This window comes from Zhongshania aliphaticivorans (assembly GCF_902705855.1).
In the GTDB taxonomy this organism is placed as follows: domain Bacteria; phylum Pseudomonadota; class Gammaproteobacteria; order Pseudomonadales; family Spongiibacteraceae; genus Spongiibacter; species Spongiibacter aliphaticivorans_B.
The window spans coordinates 325,549-344,231 of record NZ_CACSIJ010000015.1; the positions used below are offsets into that span (position 1 = coordinate 325,549).

Genomic DNA, 18,683 nt, shown 5'->3' on the forward strand with positions numbered 1-18,683 from the left:
TGCTCCCCTGATTCTGGATTTAATAGCAAAAACTAGAAACGGTAATGAGAGAACGCTTTGTTAGCTTCAGCCATACGATGCACGTCTTCACGCTTTTTAACAGCAGAACCCTTGCCCTGCGATGCATCGATGATTTCACCAGCCAAACGCTGACGCATAGATTTCTCGCCACGGCCACGCGAGTAGTCAACCAACCAGCGCATTGCCAGCGCAGTACGGCGACTTGGACGAACTTCCACAGGCACTTGGTAAGTAGCACCACCAACACGGCGAGATTTAACCTCTACCATTGGAGCGATGTTTTCTAGGGCAGTATCGAAGGCCTCTAGCGGATCGGTATTCAAGCGCTCTTTAACCAAATCCAAAGCACCATATACGATGGTCTCTGCGACTGATTTTTTACCACTTACCATAACGTGGTTCATGAACTTAGCCAGTGTCAGGTTACCGAATTTTGGATCCGGCAGTATTTCCCGCTTGGCGGCGACGCGTCTTCTTGGCATAACTCTATTCCTATGTCTTCAGGTAAATCCAAACACCGAGTCGCCTTGCAGCGAAGAGACGATGGTTTGGCCTTACTTAAGGTCTATTAATTGAAACGTTAAAAGTCGAACTACGACTTAGGACGCTTAGTACCGTATTTAGAACGGGCTTGCTTACGATTGTTCACACCTGAGGTATCGAGGCTACCGCGAACAGTGTGGTAACGCACACCCGGTAAATCCTTAACACGGCCACCGCGAATAAGCACAACACTATGCTCTTGCAGATTGTGACCTTCACCACCGATGTAAGATGAAACTTCAAAGCCGTTAGTCAAACGTACACGACACACTTTACGCAATGCCGAGTTCGGCTTCTTAGGTGTAGTGGTGTAAACACGAGTACATACGCCGCGACGCTGTGGACATGCCTGCAATGCAGGAACGTCACTTTTAGCCGCTTTACGCTTTCTCGGCTGACGAACCAACTGGTTGATCGTTGCCATTAATTAACTCCAGTAACTAAAGCCAGCACACCAATGTGCTAACCAACTGACTACCGATACCGCCGATAGCTTATAAAAAAAGTGGAGCGCGAATTCTAAAGATGCGCTCCACTCCCGTCAAGTAGTCAAATTTACTCAGCCGTTATCGCTAAGTGCCTCTGACAGTGCCGCCTCAACGTCTTGCGCTGACACGGTTTTCATTGCTTCGTCTTTCTTAATTTTACGATCGCGGTGATAAGCCAAGCCGGTACCAGCTGGAATCAAACGACCAACAACTACGTTTTCCTTCAAGCCGCGCAAGTGATCGCGCTTGCCGGTAACCGCTGCCTCAGTAAGAACACGAGTGGTTTCTTGGAACGATGCCGCTGAAATAAACGATTCAGTTGCCAAAGAAGCCTTAGTAATACCCAACAATTCACGCTCATAGCTGGCAGAAATTTTATCCGTGGCACCAAGAACTTCGTTCTCTTCAACCACACGAACGTATTCTGCCTGCTCACCTTTAATGAACGAGGAGTCGCCAGAGGTAAGAATATTAACCTTGCGGAGCATTTGACGAACGATAACCTCAATGTGTTTATCGTTAATTTTTACGCCCTGCAGACGGTAAACGTCCTGAATTTCATTGACGATATACTTCGCCAACTCTTCCACACCTTTGAGGCGCAAAATGTCGTGAGGGCTCAGTGGGCCTTCCGAAACAATTTCGCCCTTCTCAACCTGCTCACCCTCGAACACGGTCAGCAAACGCCACTTAGGAATCAGCACTTCGTAATAATCTGACCCGTCCGCAATAGGCTTGCCATCTGCGGGAGTAATAATCAGGCGACGCTTACCTTTGGTCTCTTTACCGAAGCTCACGGTACCTGAAATTTCAGCCAAGATAGCCGGCTCTTTCGGCTTACGCGCCTCAAACAAGTCAGCAACACGCGGCAGACCACCGGTGATGTCACGTGTTTTCGAGCTCTCTTGTGGAATACGTGCAATAACATCACCGACCTTAACCTGCGCACCGTTCTCAAGAGACACGATAGCGTTTTCAGTCAGGAAGTAATGTGCCGGTACATTAGTACCCGCCAAACACAGCTCGTCACCATTGGCATCTACTAGCGTTACCGCTGGACGCATATCTTTACCGGCAGCTGGACGCTCGCCTTGGTCCATAACAGAAATACTGCTGAGACCAGTTAATTCGTCTGTTTGACGCTTAACGGTAATACCCTCTTCCATTCCCGACATCTTAACGATACCGGCAACTTCCGTAACGATGGGGTGAGTATGCGGATCCCATGTTGCAACAATATCGCCCGCTGCAACTTCAGCGCGATCGGCAACTTTAATCAAAGCACCGTAAGGTAGCTTGTAGCGCTCACGCTCACGACCACTCTTGTCAGTAATCGCCAATTCACCAGAACGACTTACCGCAACCAAGAAACCGTCTTCCCGTTCAACCCATTTCAGATTATGCAGACGCGCCTTACCATCTTGCTTAACTTGGATATTGTCGACCGCGGTTGCTCGCGATGCCGCACCACCAATGTGGAAGGTACGCATCGTCAGCTGAGTACCGGGTTCACCGATAGACTGTGCAGCGATAACACCCACTGCTTCACCACGGTTAACCAAGTGACCACGCGCCAAGTCACGGCCATAACATGCGGAACACACACCATGACGAGTCTCACAGGTAATTGGTGAGCGAACCTCAATCTCATCAATACCCATTTCTTCTAATTCAATAACGCGCTTCTCATCGAGCATGACGCCCGCTTCAACCGCGATATCATCAGTACCTGGACGAAATACGTCACGAACAACCAAACGACCCAATACGCGGTCACCCAATGTTTCGATGATGTCACCACCTTCGATAACCGGCGTCATGGTCAGACCTTGATCTGCACCACAATCGTCTTCAGTAATAACCAAATCTTGAGCAACATCAACCAAACGACGAGTTAGGTAACCCGAGTTTGCTGTTTTCAGTGCGGTATCGGCCAAACCTTTACGCGCACCGTGAGTCGAGATGAAGTACTGAAGTACGCTCAAACCTTCACGGAAGTTTGCGGTGATAGGCGTTTCGATGATCGAGCCGTCTGGCTTAGCCATCAAACCACGCATACCAGCCAACTGACGAATCTGCGCCGGAGAACCCCGAGCACCAGAGTCAGCATAGATATAAACCGAGTTGAAAGAGTCTTGCATCTCTTCCTCACCTTTACGGTTTATGACCGGCTCTTTCGACAGACCTTCCATCATCGCCTTGGAAACCATGTCATTCGCACGGGACCAAATATCGATAACTTTGTTGTATTTCTCACCCTGAGTTACCAGACCAGAAGCATACTGCTTCTCGATCTCAACTACTTCAGCGTCTGCAGCAGACACGATGCGCGCCTTAGCGGCAGGGATTTCAAAATCGTTTACACCTATAGATGAACCTGAACGAGTTGAATACTCGAAACCGGTGTACATCAATTGGTCGCCAAGAATAACGGTGGCTTTCAAGCCAACGCGACGGTAGCACTCATTCAATAAACGAGAGATCGCCTTCTTAGTCATGTTTTGGTTAACCATCTCAAAGGGCAAGCCCTCTGGGACGATCCGCCACAACAAGACACGACCAACAGTGGTGTCAATCAAGCTGCGAGATTCCGTGCGCTCACCGTTCTCATCAAAACTCACCTGAACCAAGCGACATTTAATACGCGCTTGTAAGTGCGCAAGGCCGCCAACATAGGCGCGATGCACTTCCTCAGGGTTTGCAAACGCAGTACCTTCGCTCATGCCGTTAACGCGCTCACGCGTCATCCAGTACAATCCCAATACAACGTCTTGCGATGGAACAATAATCGGCTCACCGTTCGCAGGCGACAGAATATTATTGGTGGACATCATCAGCGCGCGTGCTTCAAGCTGCGCTTCAATTGTCAGCGGTACGTGTACCGCCATTTGGTCACCATCAAAGTCAGCGTTGTATGCCGCACAAACCAAAGGGTGAAGCTGAATCGCCTTACCTTCGATAAGTACTGGCTCAAACGCCTGAATACCCAAACGGTGAAGAGTCGGAGCGCGGTTAAGCATAACGGGATGCTCGCGGATAACTTCAGCGAGGATATCCCATACTTCTGGCGGCTCACGTTCGACCATTTTCTTAGCGGCTTTAATCGTTGTCGCCAAGCCACGTGCTTCTAGTTTGCCGAAGATGAATGGCTTGAATAGCTCAAGTGCCATTTTCTTTGGCAGACCGCACTGATGCAGACGCAAGGTAGGACCAACCACGATAACCGAACGACCAGAGTAGTCGACACGCTTACCTAGCAAGTTCTGACGGAAACGACCTTGCTTACCTTTGATCATATCGGCAAGGGATTTCAGCGGACGCTTGTTAGAACCGGTGATCGCACGGCCGCGACGGCCGTTATCCAGCAGCGCATCAACAGACTCTTGCAACATACGCTTTTCATTGCGAACAATGATATCAGGCGCATTCAAGTCTAATAAACGCTTCAAACGGTTGTTACGGTTGATAACCCGACGGTACAAATCATTAAGATCTGAAGTTGCAAAGCGGCCACCATCCAAAGGAACCAAAGGACGTAAATCTGGCGGCAATACTGGCAGCACCTTCATAACCATCCACTCAGGCTTGTTGCCCGAGTCAGCCAAAGCTTCAATCAGCTTCAAGCGCTTTGATAGTTTTTTAATTTTGGTTTCTGAATTGGTTGCAGGAATCTCTTCGCGCAGGCGCTCGATCTCAGCAGGCAGATCCAACTCCATCAGCAAATGCATGATCGCCTCGGCGCCCATTTTTGCAACGAAGTCGTCACCAAATTCTTCCATCGCCTCAAAGAACTGCTCGTCGCTTAGCAACTGGCCTTTCTCTAGGGTAGTCATGCCTGGATCGGTAACAACGTAAGATTCGAAGTACAGAATCCGCTCGATATCACGTAGCGTCATGTCCAGCAGCAAACCGATACGGCTTGGCAATGACTTCAAGAACCAAATATGTGCAACTGGGCTAGCCAGTTCAATGTGACCCATGCGTTCGCGACGCACTTTGGCCAGCGCGACTTCAACGCCGCACTTCTCACAAATTACACCACGATGCTTAAGGCGTTTGTACTTACCGCACAAGCACTCATAATCTTTCACTGGTCCAAAAATTTTGGCACAGAACAAACCGTCACGCTCTGGCTTGAACGTGCGGTAGTTAATGGTTTCCGGCTTTTTCACTTCGCCGAATGACCACGAGCGAATCAGCTCCGGTGACGCCAAACCGATACGAATAGAGTCAAACTCGTCGTTCGGTTGTCCCTGTTTCAATAGATTCAATAAATCTTTCAAGGCCGTTCCTCCGCAAGGGTATTCTTCAGGCGCCCACTAAGCCGGGCGCCCCTTGCCATAGTCGTTGTCGATGTTTATTCCGTGTCTAACTCGATATTAATACCGAGGGAGCGGATCTCTTTGACCAGTACGTTGAAAGACTCGGGCATGCCCGGCTCCATACGCTGATCGCCATCAACAATGTTTTTATACATTTTGGTACGACCATTCACGTCATCCGACTTAACAGTCAACATTTCCTGCAAGGTGTAAGCTGCGCCATATGCTTCCAGCGCCCACACTTCCATCTCACCGAAACGCTGACCACCGAACTGCGCTTTACCGCCGAGTGGTTGCTGGGTTACCAAACTGTACGAACCGGTTGAACGCGCATGCATCTTGTCGTCGACCAAATGGTTCAGTTTCAGCATGTACATATAACCAACGGTTACCGGACGATCAAACTCTAGACCGGTACGGCCGTCACACAGCTTCAACTGGCCACTATCTGGCAGCCCCGCCAAGGTCAACAGATTTTTTATTTCTGCTTCGTTCGCGCCATCAAATACCTGAGTAGCCATCGGTACGCCGCCACGCAAGTTTTTAGCCAGATCCATAATCGCTTCATCGCTGAAGCTATCTAGGTCTTCATGGCGACCTGCGCCGTCGTTATAAATTTCGCCCAAGAAAGCACGCAATTCAGCCATTTTGCGCTGCTCGCGAATCATGTCATCAATCTTGCGACCCAAACCTTTGGCCGCTAAGCCTAAGTGAGTTTCAAGAACCTGACCAACGTTCATCCGCGACGGAACACCTAGTGGGTTCAGTACGATATCGACTGGCTCGCCATTTTCGTCAAAAGGCATATCTTCAACCGGCATGATGACCGAGATAACCCCTTTGTTTCCGTGACGACCGGCCATTTTATCACCCGGCTGAATACGGCGCTTAATTGCCAAATACACTTTAACGATTTTCAAAACACCAGGTGCTAAATCATCACCGGTTGTTAGTTTGCGTTTCTTATCTTCAAAACGCTCTTCCAAGGTTTTGCGATGCTCACCCAACTGCTTATCTGCATCTTCTAATGCAGCATTTAGTGGCTCTTCAGCCATACGCAATTTGAACCAGTCATCTTTCTTCAGCTCTTTAAGACCCGCCGCCGATAGCTCGTCGCCCTTTTTCATACCCGGGCCGCTGAGAATCTTCTGACCATTTAGGGCATCAGACAAGCGCACAAATGTCGCTTCTTCAACAATGCGGTACTCTTCATTCAAGTCCTTACGGAACTGATCAAGCTGCATCTTTTCAATTTCTAAGGCGCGCTTATCTTTTTCCAAACCATCACGAGTGAAGACTTGAACGTCGATAACCGTACCTTTGGTGCTAGTAGGAACGCGCAGTGACGTGTCTTTTACGTCTGACGCTTTCTCACCGAAGATAGCACGCAGTAGCTTTTCTTCTGGGGTCAGCTGGGTTTCGCCTTTTGGCGTCACTTTGCCTACCAGAATATCGCCAGGGCCAACTTCTGCACCGATGTACACAATGCCAGACTCATCCAAGTTAGCTAAAGCGCCCTCACCAACATTAGGGATGTCAGAGGAAATTTCCTCTGGCCCAAGCTTAGTGTCACGAGCGATACAGGTCAGCTCTTGAATATGAATGGTAGTAAAACGATCTTCTTTTACAACACGTTCAGACACCAAGATGGAGTCTTCGAAGTTGTAACCATTCCACGGCATGAATGCGATACGCATGTTCTGGCCCAATGCCAGCTCACCCAAATCGACAGACGGGCCATCAGCCAGAATATCACCGCGCACCACATCGTGGCCTTCGCTCACAATTGGACGCTGGTTAATACAAGTGTTCTGGTTAGAGCGGGTGTATTTGGTCAAGTTGTAAATATCAACCGGCGGCTGGCCAGGCTGAACTTCGTCATTGTTTACACGCACAACAATACGCGACGAGTCAACGCTGTCGATCACACCGCCGCGGCGAGCAACCACACACACACCCGAGTCCGATGCCACATAACGCTCAAAACCAGTACCGACCAAAGGCTTATCGGCCTTTAATGTTGGTACGGCCTGACGCTGCATGTTCGAGCCCATCAATGCGCGGTTAGCGTCATCGTGTTCTAAGAAGGGAATCAATGACGCTGCAACCGAAACAACCTGCTTGGGCGAAACGTCCATGTAGGTTACTTTTTCTGGTGGCATTACGGTGAATTCGTTCATGTGACGAACCGCAACCATCTCGTCGGTCAACTCGCCTTTGTCGTTCATGACAGCCGAGGCCTGAGCGATAACTTCTTCAGCTTCATTTATCGCTGACAAGTATTCGATATCATCGCTTACCTTACCGTCTTTAACTTTGCGGTAAGGGCTCTCCAAGAAACCATACTCATTGGTACGCGCATACGTTGCCAACGAGTTGATCAGACCGATGTTTGGTCCTTCAGGTGTTTCTATCGGACATACCCGACCGTAGTGCGTCGGGTGAACGTCGCGAACTTCAAAGCCAGCACGCTCACGCGTCAGACCACCAGGCCCAAGCGCAGAAACACGACGCTTATGGGTAATCTCCGACAGCGGGTTGTTTTGGTCCATAAACTGAGACAGCTGCGAAGAGCCAAAGAATTCTTTCACCGCCGCTGCAACCGGTTTAGCGTTGATCAAATCCTGCGGCATCAAGCCTTCGCTTTCCGCCATAGAGAGACGCTCTTTAACCGCGCGCTCAACCCTGACCAAACCGACACGGAATTGGTTCTCAGCCATTTCACCGACAGAACGGATACGACGGTTACCCAAGTGATCGATATCATCAACGATGCCTTTACCGTTACGAATGCCAACCAGCATTTTCATAACAGCAACGATATCGCTTTGATCCAAGGTACCAGAACCGAGAATTTCTTCACGACCAATGCGGCGATTAAACTTCATCCGGCCCACGGTCGACAGATCGTAGCGCTCGGGAGAGAAGAACAGATTCTGAAAGAGGTTTTCCGCCGAGTCTTTAGTCGGTGGCTCGCCCGGACGCATCATACGGTAAATTTCTACCAGCGCCTCAAGCTGACTATTGGTTGGGTCAGCACGTAGAGTGTCACTAACGTATGGACCGCAATCAAGCTCGTTAGTGTATAGGGTGTCAATTTCGGTCACACCCGTCTCTTCTAGCTTGGTAAGTATTTCCGCTGTAATTTCAGAGTTACAAGGGAACAGCACTTCGCCTGTTGCTTTGTCGATAATATCCTTGGCTAAGGCACGCCCAACCAGATATTCGACAGGCACTTCTAGCTCAGTAAGATTCGCTTTTTCAATTTGGCGAATGTGACGAGCTGTAATACGACGACCAGTCTCAACGATAACTTCGCCATTTTTAGCGCAGATATCGAATGTAGCAACCTCACCACGCAGACGCTCAGGAATTAGCTCTATAGTAAAGCCACCTTTTTTGGCGACCTTAAACGTATTCACGTCATAGAACAGTTCTAGAATTTCTTCTGCTGCCATACCTAATGCACGCAACAGGATTGTAGCCGGCAATTTACGGCGACGGTCAATACGTACAAAAACCTGATCTTTAGGATCGAATTCAAAATCAAGCCACGAGCCGCGATAAGGAATGATCCGCGCCGAATACAACAGCTTACCAGACGAGTGGGTTTTACCACGATCATGGTCGAAGAACACGCCAGGAGAACGGTGCAGCTGAGAAACGATTACCCGCTCAGTACCATTAATTACAAAGGTACCGTTTTCAGTCATCAGGGGGATTTCGCCCATATAGACTTCTTGCTCTTTAATATCTTTGATGCTTTTGTTGGCAGATTCACGATCATAAATAATCAAGCGAACCTTAACCCGTAGCGGCACGGAATAAGTCACACCGCGCAGCTGACATTCATTTACATCAAACGCAGGCACACCAAGTACGTAATCGACGTACTCAAGGGCTGCATTGCCGGAGTAGCTGACTATCGGGAATATAGATTTAAAAGCGGCGTGTAAACCATGCTCGCCGCGTTCAGCGGCAGGAACGCCTGCCTGCGTAAACTTTTTGTAGGAATCCAGCTGAATCGCAAGGAGATATGGCACGTCCATGACGTGCGGCATCTTGCCAAAATCCTTGCGGATACGTTTTTTCTCAGTGTACGAGTAAGCCATCAGTACTCCCCAGCATCATCTCTTGACTCCGCCGCGACCGGCGACGGTGTCGTTAGTGCGACAGTTTATCTGTCGCGAGTCAGACCCTTATAGGCCCCGACTGTAATTTCTCAAACAACAAAAGGCCGGCGGGATTTAACCCGCCAGCCCAGCTTGAGATTGACCCGCAAGCAGGCCAACAAGCAACTTACTTAAGCTCGACGCTAGCGCCTGCTTCTTCAAGTGCTGCTTTAGCTGCGTCTGCATCAGCCTTAGAAGCGCCTTCTTTAACAGTAGATGGTGCGCCATCTACCATTTCTTTCGCTTCTTTCAAGCCTAAGCCAGTGATCGTACGTACTGCTTTGATCACGTTAACTTTCTTGTCGCCAGCAGCAGTCAGAACAACGTCAAACTCAGTTTGTTCTTCAGCAGCAGCGCCGCCTTCAGCAGCGGCAGCAGGAGCTGCAGCAACTGCAGCAGCTGCAGTAACGCCAAACTTCTCTTCCATCGCTTCGATTAGACCAACTACGTCCATTACGCTCATTTCAGCGATTGCATTCAAAATATCGTCTTGTGACAGAGCCATGTGAAACTCCCTACTGTGTCAATTACTAAAAAATTTAACGCTGCTTACGCAGCTTCTTTCTGCTCGCGAACGGCAGCTAATGTACGAACCAATTTTCCTGGGACTTCGTTCATTGTACGTACCAGTTTGGTTGCCGGTGCTAACATCACGCTCATCAACATAGACAGCGCTTGGTCGCGGGTCGGCAGCTTAGCCAGTACATCCAACTGATCTACACCCATCAATTGGCCACTAACCGCAAGTGCTTTCACTTCAAATTTAGCATTTGCTTTCGCAAAATCTTTGAAGATACGAGCTGCAGCACCTGGATCTTCCATCGAAAATGCTAGCAGAGAAGGCCCTTTAAAGGCCTCTTCTGCGCACTCGAATTCAGTTCCTTTTAACGCGATCTTCGCCAAAGTATTACGCACTACACGTACGTTCACTTGGGATTCACGCGCCAATTTGCGCAGCTCTGTCATTTGGCCTACCGTACACCCGCGGGCGTCAGCAATAACCAATGACAATGCACTAGCGGCAGTCTCGTTAACGTCAGCTACTATCGCTTTTTTGTCGTCGAGTCTTAATGCCACTTGGATAACTCCTGGATTTGTCAGTTAATTACCGTAGACTGAAAACACAAAGTTTACAGTCGTTTGCTGGTGAACAAATCCAATCCACCATCTGCGTAGGCCGGTGCCGGTAACGTTGACAAGTCAACACACCTATTAAGGGTTCAGATCTGAAAAATCCAATCCCACCTACGGTCTTTGATGGTCTCTGTCTTTTGACACAGTAGGTCAGCTGTCAAAGACCACAAAGCCAGAAAACGCCCTCCGAAAAGGACGCTCTATCCTGGGCGCAAGCGCCCAAAAATTATTTTAACGCCAGGCTTGCCTGATCGATAACGATACCAGGGCCCATTGTTGAAGAAAGAGTAATTTTCTTCATGTAGACACCTTTAGCTGATGATGGCTTCGCTTTACGCAAATCACCCAGCAAGGCTTCTAGATTTTCTTTTAACACGCCAGCTTCGAAAGAAATTGTCCCGATAGCGCCGTGAATGATGCCGTTTTTATCTGTACGGTAGCGAACCTGACCCGCTTTAGCATTTTTAACTGCAGTTTCAACGTCAGCAGTTACAGTACCAGTTTTCGGGTTTGGCATTAGACCGCGTGGACCAAGAACTTGACCCAGCTGACCCACAACGCGCATTGCATCTGGAGAAGCAACAACTACGTCAAAATCCATCATGCCGCCTTTAACTTGCTCGGCTAGATCGTCCATACCTACAAAATCTGCACCAGCAGCTTTTGCTTTTTCTGCATTTTCACCCTGGGTGAACACCGCAACACGTACAGTTTTGCCTGTACCATTTGGCAGAGTAGTTGCACCGCGAACAGCTTGATCTGATTTACGTGCATCAACGCCAAGGTTGATTGCAACATCAATTGCTTCTGGGAACTTAACAGTAGAGACGTCTTTCAACAGCGCCACCGCGTCTTCAAAACTATATTGTTTGCCAGCAACAACTTTCTCAGCAATTGCCTTTTGGCGCTTAGTTAGCTTAGCCATTACACACCCTCCACTTCGATACCAGCGGCACGAGCACTGCCCGCGATTGTACGCACTGCCGCTTCCATATCAGAAGCAGTAAGGTCGGCCATTTTAATAGTGGCGATCTCTTCTATTTGCGCACGGGTTACTTTGCCCACTTTTTTAGAGTTGGGCGTACCTGACCCACTTTTCACACCAGCGGCCTTTTTCAGCAAGAATGATGCTGGTGGCGTTTTCGTGGTGAATGTAAAGCTACGGTCAGAGTAGACTGTGATAACGACAGGAATAGGCATGCCACTCTCAAGACTCTGGGTCTGAGCGTTGAATGCTTTACAGAATTCCATGATATTCACACCGTGTTGACCCAATGCAGGGCCAACTGGTGGACTTGGGTTTGCTGCACCAGCAGCAACTTGTAGCTTGATATAAGCCTGTACTTTCTTAGCCATATTACCTCTCCATTTGGGTAGTAACGCTCCGCATACACGAAGCTCCCCGCGACAGCTTACGCTGACCTAAAACAGTGAACTTAGGTCTTCTCTACTTGACCAAAATCCAACTCTACAGGCGTAGAACGCCCGAAAATTAGTACCGCAACATGCAAACGGTTCTTCTCGTAGTTCACTTCTTCAACAACACCATTAAAATCATTAAATGGGCCATCGATAACACGAACCATTTCGCCAGGCTCAAACAGGGTCTTAGGTTTAGGCTTATCGCCACTTTCAACCCGCTGCAGGATGGCCTGCGCTTCTTTTTCGGTAATTGGTGCAGGCTTATCTGCCTTACCACCAATAAAGCCCATGACTCTTGGCGTTTCTTTAACTAAGTGCCAAGTATCGTCTCCGAGCTCCATTTCGATCAAAACGTAGCCAGGGAAAAATTTGCGCTCACTTTTGCGCTTTTGCCCGCCACGCATTTCAACCACTTCTTCTGTCGGCACCAATACTTCACCGAAACGCTCTGCAAAGCCCGAAAGCTCAATGCGCTCTTTTAATGCAAGAGCCACTTTCTTTTCGTACCCAGAATAGGCGTGTACAACATACCAACGCTTTGTCATGCCCTACCTCTAGCCGATAACCATGGATGCCAGCCAACCCAGTAGAGTATCTAATCCCCACAGAATCAATGCCGCCACAACGACAAACGCCACCACAATAAGTGTCGTTTGTGTGCTCTCCTGACGCGTCGGCCAGACTACTTTTCTGATTTCCGTACGCGCACCTTTTAACAATTCAAAAAATGCCGCACCTTTTTCGGTACGATACGCAATGAAAGCCGCTACAGACGCCAACACCAACAAGGCAATGACGCGGTAAAGCAAGGACTCGCCAGAAAAATACGTATTGCCGCCAACACCAACCACAACAAGTAAAGCAACTATGCTCCACTTCAAGCCATCGAGGCGACTAGCGTTTTCCGCCTTAGCACTCATTGTTCAGTCATATCCTTTTTTGCTAAGCGCAAAACACCACTACGCATTACGCGAAGCGGTGTTAACGTAAATGGCAGGCCAGGAGGGACTCGAACCCCCAACAGCCGGTTTTGGAGACCGGTGCTCTACCAATTGAACTACTGGCCTACAAGTACCGGGACAAGCCCGGCCTTACACCCAATACTACTGGGATTTTACTCTACGATTTTAGCAACAACGCCGGCGCCAACAGTACGACCACCTTCGCGGATTGCAAAACGCAAACCTTCTTCCATCGCGATAGGCGCAATCAATGTCACGTCCATCTTCACGTTGTCGCCAGGCATTACCATTTCAGTACCTTCAGGCAGCTCACAAGCACCTGTTACATCCGTGGTACGGAAGTAGAACTGTGGACGGTAGCCTTTGAAGAATGGCGTGTGACGACCACCCTCTTCTTTTGACAACACGTACACTTCCGCTTCAAAGCGAGTGTGCGGAGTGATTGAGCCAGACTTAGCCAATACTTGACCACGCTCAACGTCATCACGCTTAGTACCACGCAACAACACGCCTACGTTCTCACCAGCGCGACCTTCGTCAAGCAGCTTGCGGAACATTTCAACACCAGTACAGGTCGTTTTGGTGGTATCACGAATACCGATGATAGAAATCTCATCACCAGTGCGCAGAATGCCACGCTCAATACGGCCAGTTACAACAGTACCGCGACCAGAGATTGAGAATACATCTTCGATTGGCATTAGGAACGGCAGATCAACCGCACGCTCTGGCTGTGGAATATAAGTATCCAAAGCCTCAACCAATTTAGCGACCGCTGTCGTGCCAAGCTCGTTATCATCTTGACCGTTCAATGCCATTAATGCAGAGCCTGCAATAATTGGCGTGTCGTCGCCTGGGAATTCGTACATATCGAGCAGCTCGCGCAGCTCCATTTCTACCAATTCAAGCATTTCATTGTATTCTTCGCTGCCTACGCCGCCGCAATCTTCTGCAAGCAGGTCTGCCTTGTTCAGGAAGACAACAATGTACGGTACGCCAACCTGACGTGACAGCAGGATGTGCTCACGAGTCTGCGGCATTGGGCCGTCAGTCGCGCCACACACCAAAATAGCGCCATCCATCTGTGCAGCACCGGTAATCATGTTCTTAACGTAGTCAGCGTGACCTGGGCAGTCGACGTGAGCGTAGTGGCGAACTGATGAGTCATACTCAACGTGCGAGGTCGCAATGGTAATACCGCGCTCACGCTCTTCCGGTGCATTATCGATACCATCAAACGCCACCGCCTTACCACCATACACTTCCGCACATACGCGCGTCAGGGCTGCTGTCAGCGTGGTTTTACCATGGTCGACGTGACCAATGGTGCCCACATTCAAATGGGGCTTATTACGTTCAAACTTCTCTTTAGCCATTGCGACAGTCTCCTAGCGGACTTTTTCGTCAAGTCACTATTTTCGTCAAGCCACTACAAAAAGACAAAAGCTGACCAAATCAGCTTTTGTCGCCAAATTCTAATGGAGCTCATGACCGGATTTGAACCGGTGACCTCTTCCTTACCAAGGAAGTGCTCTACCGACTGAGCTACATGAGCACCGAAAATCTCTTTTACAAACCTGCCCAAACTGGAGCGGGTAGCGGGAATCGAACCCGCACCATCAGCTTGGAAGGCTGAGGTTCTACCATTGAACCATACCCGCTGAAACTTCAATCCGCTGGCAAGTCTTACAAATAATGGTGGTGGGGGGTGGATTCGAACCACCGAAGCTCGCGCGTCAGATTTACAGTCTGATCCCTTTAGCCACTCGGGAACCCCACCCCAAGAGAACGGAATATTTTCTTTCGAGCCATGTAGTTAGCGGCCTAACTTCGACCGACTTACAGTTACTACAAGGCTCGCCAGAAAAATGTGTGGAGCTGGCGAGAGGAGTCGAACCCCCGACCGGCTGATTACAAGTCAGCTGCTCTACCAACTGAGCTACGCCAGCTTAGCTACCACGTCGCTTCCAAACGAGGCCGGCATTCTAGTCTAACTCTTGGTAAGACGCAATCAGATTGCAGCTTTTTTTCTCCAAGCTTTTGTTATTATCTGTTTTTTTCTCCATCACACGAGCAATATCCTTTAGGGATTGATCGCCTTCGAGCCCAACATAGGCCATCCAGTAGCGCACTCCCTCTTTTGCCACTCGCTTCACAGCGCTACTATACTCTCGCTTTAACAGGCCCTTAGCATGAACGCGCGCCCTCTCTTCTGTAGTGAATACACCCAACGAAATAGCATTTTTTAGCTCGCCACCCCGAATGATAAAATTATCGATACGCTTGCCGCGCAATTCGGCACCAACTTTTGCCGCCTCATTAAACGATGAGTACGGCCCCAAATACACCCAGTAGTCCGCGCTTCGCTCATACTTTTCGGCAAATAATTTAACGTCACCAGACGATATACGACCTGCTAAGACTTCATCTTTATTGCTATATGGGCCCAAAAAGAGGCATGCACGCTTCTCTGCGCCAGCTGCAACATCTCGATTAGACGCCTCCTCTTTAGTAAGTGATTTTGTACCGCCCAGCCCAAGCTCAGACAGCAACTGGATATTACCCTTATCTTCCGGTGTAAAAGTGACACTCTCTAGAGAAATAGAACCCTTGTCACTTAAAAAAAAGGCTGTATTTACCGCAACCAGTAATACAAAAAACCAACGCACCTGCACCCCCTTGCTTACGCCTTAGCTAGCACCAGCGCCAATCCATCCAAAACCAAGTCCTTACTGTAATGCCACGATGCCGCATAATCACCCGCAAGCTGCATCACATTCGCACCATCACCACCGGTGACATACACCCTATAATTCACACCAATCTCTTTTTCGGCCTCATGTAGCGCGAGCTGAACTGCACCTACCAAGCCCAGCCACTTGCCATTATGTACACAAGCGCCAGTATTTTTGCCCAAACCCAAGCTCTTAGATGCAGCAACACCAAATCGCACCTTACCAGTGCTTCGCCCGAGCGCAGTTAAGGCCAACTCAGCACCAGGTAATATGTAACCGCCGTGATGCTGCCCCCCCCTATCGATTACATCTATAGTTAACGCAGTACCAGCATCAATAATCACACATGCTTCGCGACAACTATTATATGCCGCAACCATTGCCAACCAGCGATCAACCCCCATACTGGACACGTCGTCGTACCCATTTCTTACGCCAGCGCATTCGGCTTGAGACACTGCAAATTCGTGCTCCACTTTTTTACCTACCAGTAAGGCCTTCAGCTGGGTTTCTCTCTGACTAAATGCAACAGAAGCCACACGAACAAAGCTTACCTCGGCATCCAACAGGTCTTCGAGTTCGTCAAGATTGTCTGCGATACGACCAGAATCCAGCACGACCGCCCCACTTAAACGACGCCACTTTATCGCTGTATTACCTACATCTAGCTCCAATATCAGTGCCAACTCATGCGCTCCGCAAACTCACTTCACCGCCACTGAATATACGCTCACCGTCAGCGGTCATTAACACCAAGCCTCCACTACGATCCAAGCCTGACACCACCCCCTCAATGAAAGTATCACCCAACTGAACCTTAACATCACGACCAGCAAAGGCATCATACCGACACCATTCATCTCGGTGAACAGCAAACCCGCCAACCAAGAACTCTTTGTAGACCAAATGCAGTGATGACATTAATTCCGCCACTAATTTGTTGCGGTCTACGGCGCCGACTATCTGCGACAAATCAGTCCAAGGCTGCGAAATCGCATCGGTATTCGAGCCCCTCATATCAACATTTAACCCAACTCCAACTATCACTTGGCAAACGCCGGCGGGATCCCCCTGCATCTCCAACAAAATTCCAGCCAGCTTTTTGTTTTCGTACAGTATGTCATTGGGCCATTTAAGCCCTAAACCACTAACACCAAATTTGGTAATCGCTCGAACAATGGCAAGACCAACCGACAAGCTAAGCCCCTCAAGAGCAGAAGCCCCAGACTGAAACTCCCAGACTTGGGACATATACACATTACGTCCAAATGGACTTTGCCACTCGCGACCGCGACGGCCTCGGCCGGCGGTCTGCTGCTCAGCGAGACAGCAATAGCCCCTGCCATATCCTTCTCTAATAGCATCCCCTGCCGCATTATTCGTTGAGTCTATTAATGGGAAAATATCGAACTGACCTATAGCTAAATTTGCCGCCGAACTTAAAGACGCACGAATTTTGCCGCTATCCAATAAATCTAAACCCCCAACCAAACGGTAGCCGCGACCTTTTATTGACTCGATTTCTAAATCAAAACTTTCCAATTTTTGTAGCTGCTTCCACACCGCAGCCCGACTAATACCAAGCTGGCTGCCAATCTCTTCGCCAGAGTGATACTCGCCATCAGCCAATATATTTAATAATTCCACGAAGCCACGCACCCAACTACCGTTTAGAAGCGCTAGATAATATCAGAATATGATCACTCTTGGCGGTACTGGAGAAATTGACAAATTTCTAGCCTCTTCTACTTTTAGCTAATTACACGATAAATCCATTATTAAAAGTAGCTCGTATTAACACCAAGCGCGCGAAATACCCACGCAGCGTCCTCTTCATATAATGAATACAGGAGTAGTAATTATGAAACTCAAAATGATCGGCTTTGCTACTGCCATCACTCTCCTTAGCAGCGGCCCTACATATGCAAACCAAAGCCACGAAACAAATACCGTATATGTACAAGCCGGCTCCTATATCGGCCCACAATCAAGCGAAGACCAGCGATTAGTGAGCGAATTAATTAAGCAAATACAGTCAGACCACAAGCTGTCTGGCCAATTAGAACTGACTAGTCGGAATGGAAGCGTCGCTATTACAGGCAGAGTGGCCGAAGTGACGATGATTTACCGCGTTGTAGAAATTATTAAACGCAACTCGTCAGTAAAAAATATTGATGTTCGCCAGCTAGACACCTGAACGCAGAACGCAGAACGCAGAACGCAGAACGCAGAACGCAGAAGCATGCTCGGCTTCGAGTAAAGTCTCGTCAAGCTTTCTTAGCGAACTATATTAATATTTGTAAACACCCTGCAAGCGCTGAGCGGTTTTGGCCTTTGCGTCTCCCGTCTAGCACTCTGCTATATGGGACTAGCAAGCGCCTTGGTTGAGATCTACGTAGGGGATCGCCTGGTGGAATCCACTTCCAGAGCCCCATAAAAAAACCCGAGACTCGTTAGAATCTCGGGTCAGTGTGGCCTTTATGCCCTGTGGGTACGCGACCATAGGGAGTGCTGTGGCCATTTAAATTAAAGCCTGGCGACAGCGTGGCCCGCGAGCGTTAGCGAGTGCTGTGGCCATGACCGTTGGGCATCGCCAGTTGCCCAACTTTTTAGATTCCACAAAGTAAAATGCCCCAACCGAATTCGGCTGGGGCATTTTTATTTAGAAGCCTGGCGATGACCTACTCTCGCATGGGGAAACCCCAAACTACCATCGGCGATGACACGTTTCACTTCTGAGTTCGGGATGGGATCAGGTGGTACCATGTCTCTATGGTCGCCAGGCAAACTGGCTTGGCTAAATGAGATGTCTTACGTACTTGCGTACTGCGTCATTTAATCCAAATAGGGCGGTAAACGACCTCCACGGATGGAGGAAGTGCCT

The 18,683-nt window shown here is 49.1% G+C and carries 15 protein-coding genes, 5 tRNA genes and 1 rRNA gene; 1 reads left to right on the forward strand and 20 read right to left on the reverse strand.

The window, feature by feature from the left end; all coding sequences use genetic code 11:
• Window positions 1–32 precede the first annotated feature (32 nt).
• The 19 genes from rpsG to birA all read right to left on the reverse strand — a co-directional run bounded on the left by rpsG (window position 33) and on the right by birA (window position 17,446).
• Window positions 33–503 carry a 30S ribosomal protein S7 gene (gene rpsG / locus GVJ32_RS15655; protein ID WP_123183187.1) on the reverse strand — a complete coding sequence of 157 codons (471 nt, stop codon included), beginning with the start codon at window positions 501–503 and terminating at the stop codon, window positions 33–35.
• 110 nt (window positions 504–613) lie between these two features.
• Window positions 614–988 carry a 30S ribosomal protein S12 gene (gene rpsL / locus GVJ32_RS15660; protein ID WP_008248376.1) on the reverse strand — a complete coding sequence of 125 codons (375 nt, stop codon included), beginning with the start codon at window positions 986–988 and terminating at the stop codon, window positions 614–616.
• A 135-nt stretch (window positions 989–1,123) separates the two neighbouring features.
• The gene (gene rpoC / locus GVJ32_RS15665) at window positions 1,124–5,335 is read right to left on the reverse strand and encodes a DNA-directed RNA polymerase subunit beta' (protein WP_159241005.1); all 4,212 of its coding nucleotides are present in this window, start codon (window positions 5,333–5,335) and stop codon (window positions 1,124–1,126) included.
• Between the two features lie 74 nt (window positions 5,336–5,409).
• On the reverse strand, window positions 5,410–9,486 hold the full coding sequence (gene rpoB / locus GVJ32_RS15670) for a DNA-directed RNA polymerase subunit beta (protein ID WP_159241006.1): 4,077 nt from the start codon (window positions 9,484–9,486) through the stop codon (window positions 5,410–5,412).
• Window positions 9,487–9,673: 187 nt separating this feature from the next.
• Window positions 9,674–10,051: a 50S ribosomal protein L7/L12 gene (rplL, locus tag GVJ32_RS15675; RefSeq protein WP_159241007.1), complete on the reverse strand. Its 378-nt coding sequence runs from the start codon at window positions 10,049–10,051 to the stop codon at window positions 9,674–9,676.
• A gap of 44 nt (window positions 10,052–10,095) precedes the next feature.
• Window positions 10,096–10,623, reverse strand: coding sequence for a 50S ribosomal protein L10 (gene rplJ, locus GVJ32_RS15680; RefSeq protein ID WP_159241008.1), 528 nt, complete (start codon window positions 10,621–10,623; stop codon window positions 10,096–10,098).
• A 283-nt stretch (window positions 10,624–10,906) separates the two neighbouring features.
• Window positions 10,907–11,605, reverse strand: a complete 699-nt coding sequence (rplA, locus tag GVJ32_RS15685) for a 50S ribosomal protein L1 (protein WP_159241009.1) — start codon at window positions 11,603–11,605, stop codon at window positions 10,907–10,909.
• A complete protein-coding gene (gene rplK / locus GVJ32_RS15690) occupies window positions 11,605–12,036 on the reverse strand; it encodes a 50S ribosomal protein L11 (protein WP_159241010.1) in 432 nt (143 codons plus the stop codon). Before rplK ends, rplA begins: the two co-directional genes overlap by 1 nt.
• Window positions 12,037–12,116: 80 nt before the next feature.
• Window positions 12,117–12,647 (reverse strand): transcription termination/antitermination protein NusG, encoded by a 531-nt coding sequence (gene nusG / locus GVJ32_RS15695; RefSeq protein WP_159241011.1) that lies wholly within the window; start codon window positions 12,645–12,647, stop codon window positions 12,117–12,119.
• 9 nt (window positions 12,648–12,656) lie between these two features.
• Window positions 12,657–13,022, reverse strand: coding sequence for a preprotein translocase subunit SecE (secE, locus tag GVJ32_RS15700; protein WP_159241012.1), 366 nt, complete (start codon window positions 13,020–13,022; stop codon window positions 12,657–12,659).
• A 71-nt stretch (window positions 13,023–13,093) separates the two neighbouring features.
• Window positions 13,094–13,169 (reverse strand) — tRNA-Trp (locus tag GVJ32_RS15705).
• A 47-nt stretch (window positions 13,170–13,216) separates the two neighbouring features.
• Window positions 13,217–14,440, reverse strand: coding sequence for an elongation factor Tu (tuf, locus tag GVJ32_RS15710; protein ID WP_159241003.1), 1,224 nt, complete (start codon window positions 14,438–14,440; stop codon window positions 13,217–13,219).
• 103 nt (window positions 14,441–14,543) lie between these two features.
• Window positions 14,544–14,619: transfer RNA gene (locus GVJ32_RS15715), tRNA-Thr, on the reverse strand.
• A gap of 32 nt (window positions 14,620–14,651) precedes the next feature.
• Window positions 14,652–14,725: transfer RNA gene (locus GVJ32_RS15720), tRNA-Gly, on the reverse strand.
• Between the two features lie 35 nt (window positions 14,726–14,760).
• Window positions 14,761–14,844, reverse strand: a tRNA-Tyr gene (locus GVJ32_RS15725).
• Window positions 14,845–14,937: 93 nt separating this feature from the next.
• Window positions 14,938–15,013, reverse strand: a tRNA-Thr gene (locus tag GVJ32_RS15730).
• 36 nt (window positions 15,014–15,049) lie between these two features.
• Window positions 15,050–15,733 (reverse strand): SPOR domain-containing protein, encoded by a 684-nt coding sequence (locus GVJ32_RS15735; RefSeq protein ID WP_159241013.1) that lies wholly within the window; start codon window positions 15,731–15,733, stop codon window positions 15,050–15,052.
• Window positions 15,734–15,747: 14 nt separating this feature from the next.
• The gene (locus GVJ32_RS15740) at window positions 15,748–16,485 is read right to left on the reverse strand and encodes a type III pantothenate kinase (protein ID WP_159241014.1); all 738 of its coding nucleotides are present in this window, start codon (window positions 16,483–16,485) and stop codon (window positions 15,748–15,750) included.
• Between the two features lies 1 nt (window position 16,486).
• Window positions 16,487–17,446 (reverse strand): bifunctional biotin--[acetyl-CoA-carboxylase] ligase/biotin operon repressor BirA, encoded by a 960-nt coding sequence (gene birA / locus GVJ32_RS15745; RefSeq protein ID WP_159241015.1) that lies wholly within the window; start codon window positions 17,444–17,446, stop codon window positions 16,487–16,489.
• A 214-nt stretch (window positions 17,447–17,660) separates the two neighbouring features.
• On the opposite strand from birA, the gene GVJ32_RS15750 reads away from it, so the two are divergent.
• Complete coding sequence (locus GVJ32_RS15750; protein ID WP_159241016.1) at window positions 17,661–17,996, forward strand: hypothetical protein; 336 nt, start codon at window positions 17,661–17,663, stop codon at window positions 17,994–17,996.
• Between the two features lie 471 nt (window positions 17,997–18,467).
• On the opposite strand, the gene rrf is transcribed toward GVJ32_RS15750, so the two are convergent.
• A 5S ribosomal RNA gene (gene rrf / locus GVJ32_RS15755) occupies window positions 18,468–18,583 on the reverse strand.
• Between the last annotated feature and the right edge of the window lie 100 nt (window positions 18,584–18,683).

Bases quoted from the DNA above. Each gene is read 5' to 3' on its own strand.
- rpsG (WP_123183187.1), bottom strand. From the start codon at position 503: ATGCCAAGAAGACGCGTCGCCGCCAAGCGGGAAATACTGCCGGATCCA.
- rpsL (WP_008248376.1), bottom strand. From the start codon at position 988: ATGGCAACGATCAACCAGTTGGTTCGTCAGCCGAGAAAGCGTAAAGCG.
- rpoB (WP_159241006.1), bottom strand. From the start codon at position 9,486: ATGGCTTACTCGTACACTGAGAAAAAACGTATCCGCAAGGATTTTGGC.
- rplL (WP_159241007.1), bottom strand. From the start codon at position 10,051: ATGGCTCTGTCACAAGACGATATTTTGAATGCAATCGCTGAAATGAGC.
- rplA (WP_159241009.1), bottom strand. From the start codon at position 11,605: ATGGCTAAGCTAACTAAGCGCCAAAAGGCAATTGCTGAGAAAGTTGTT.
- rplK (WP_159241010.1), bottom strand. From the start codon at position 12,036: ATGGCTAAGAAAGTACAGGCTTATATCAAGCTACAAGTTGCTGCTGGT.
- nusG (WP_159241011.1), bottom strand. From the start codon at position 12,647: ATGACAAAGCGTTGGTATGTTGTACACGCCTATTCTGGGTACGAAAAG.
- secE (WP_159241012.1), bottom strand. From the start codon at position 13,022: ATGAGTGCTAAGGCGGAAAACGCTAGTCGCCTCGATGGCTTGAAGTGG.
- tuf (WP_159241003.1), bottom strand. From the start codon at position 14,440: ATGGCTAAAGAGAAGTTTGAACGTAATAAGCCCCATTTGAATGTGGGC.
- GVJ32_RS15750 (WP_159241016.1), top strand. From the start codon at position 17,661: ATGAAACTCAAAATGATCGGCTTTGCTACTGCCATCACTCTCCTTAGC.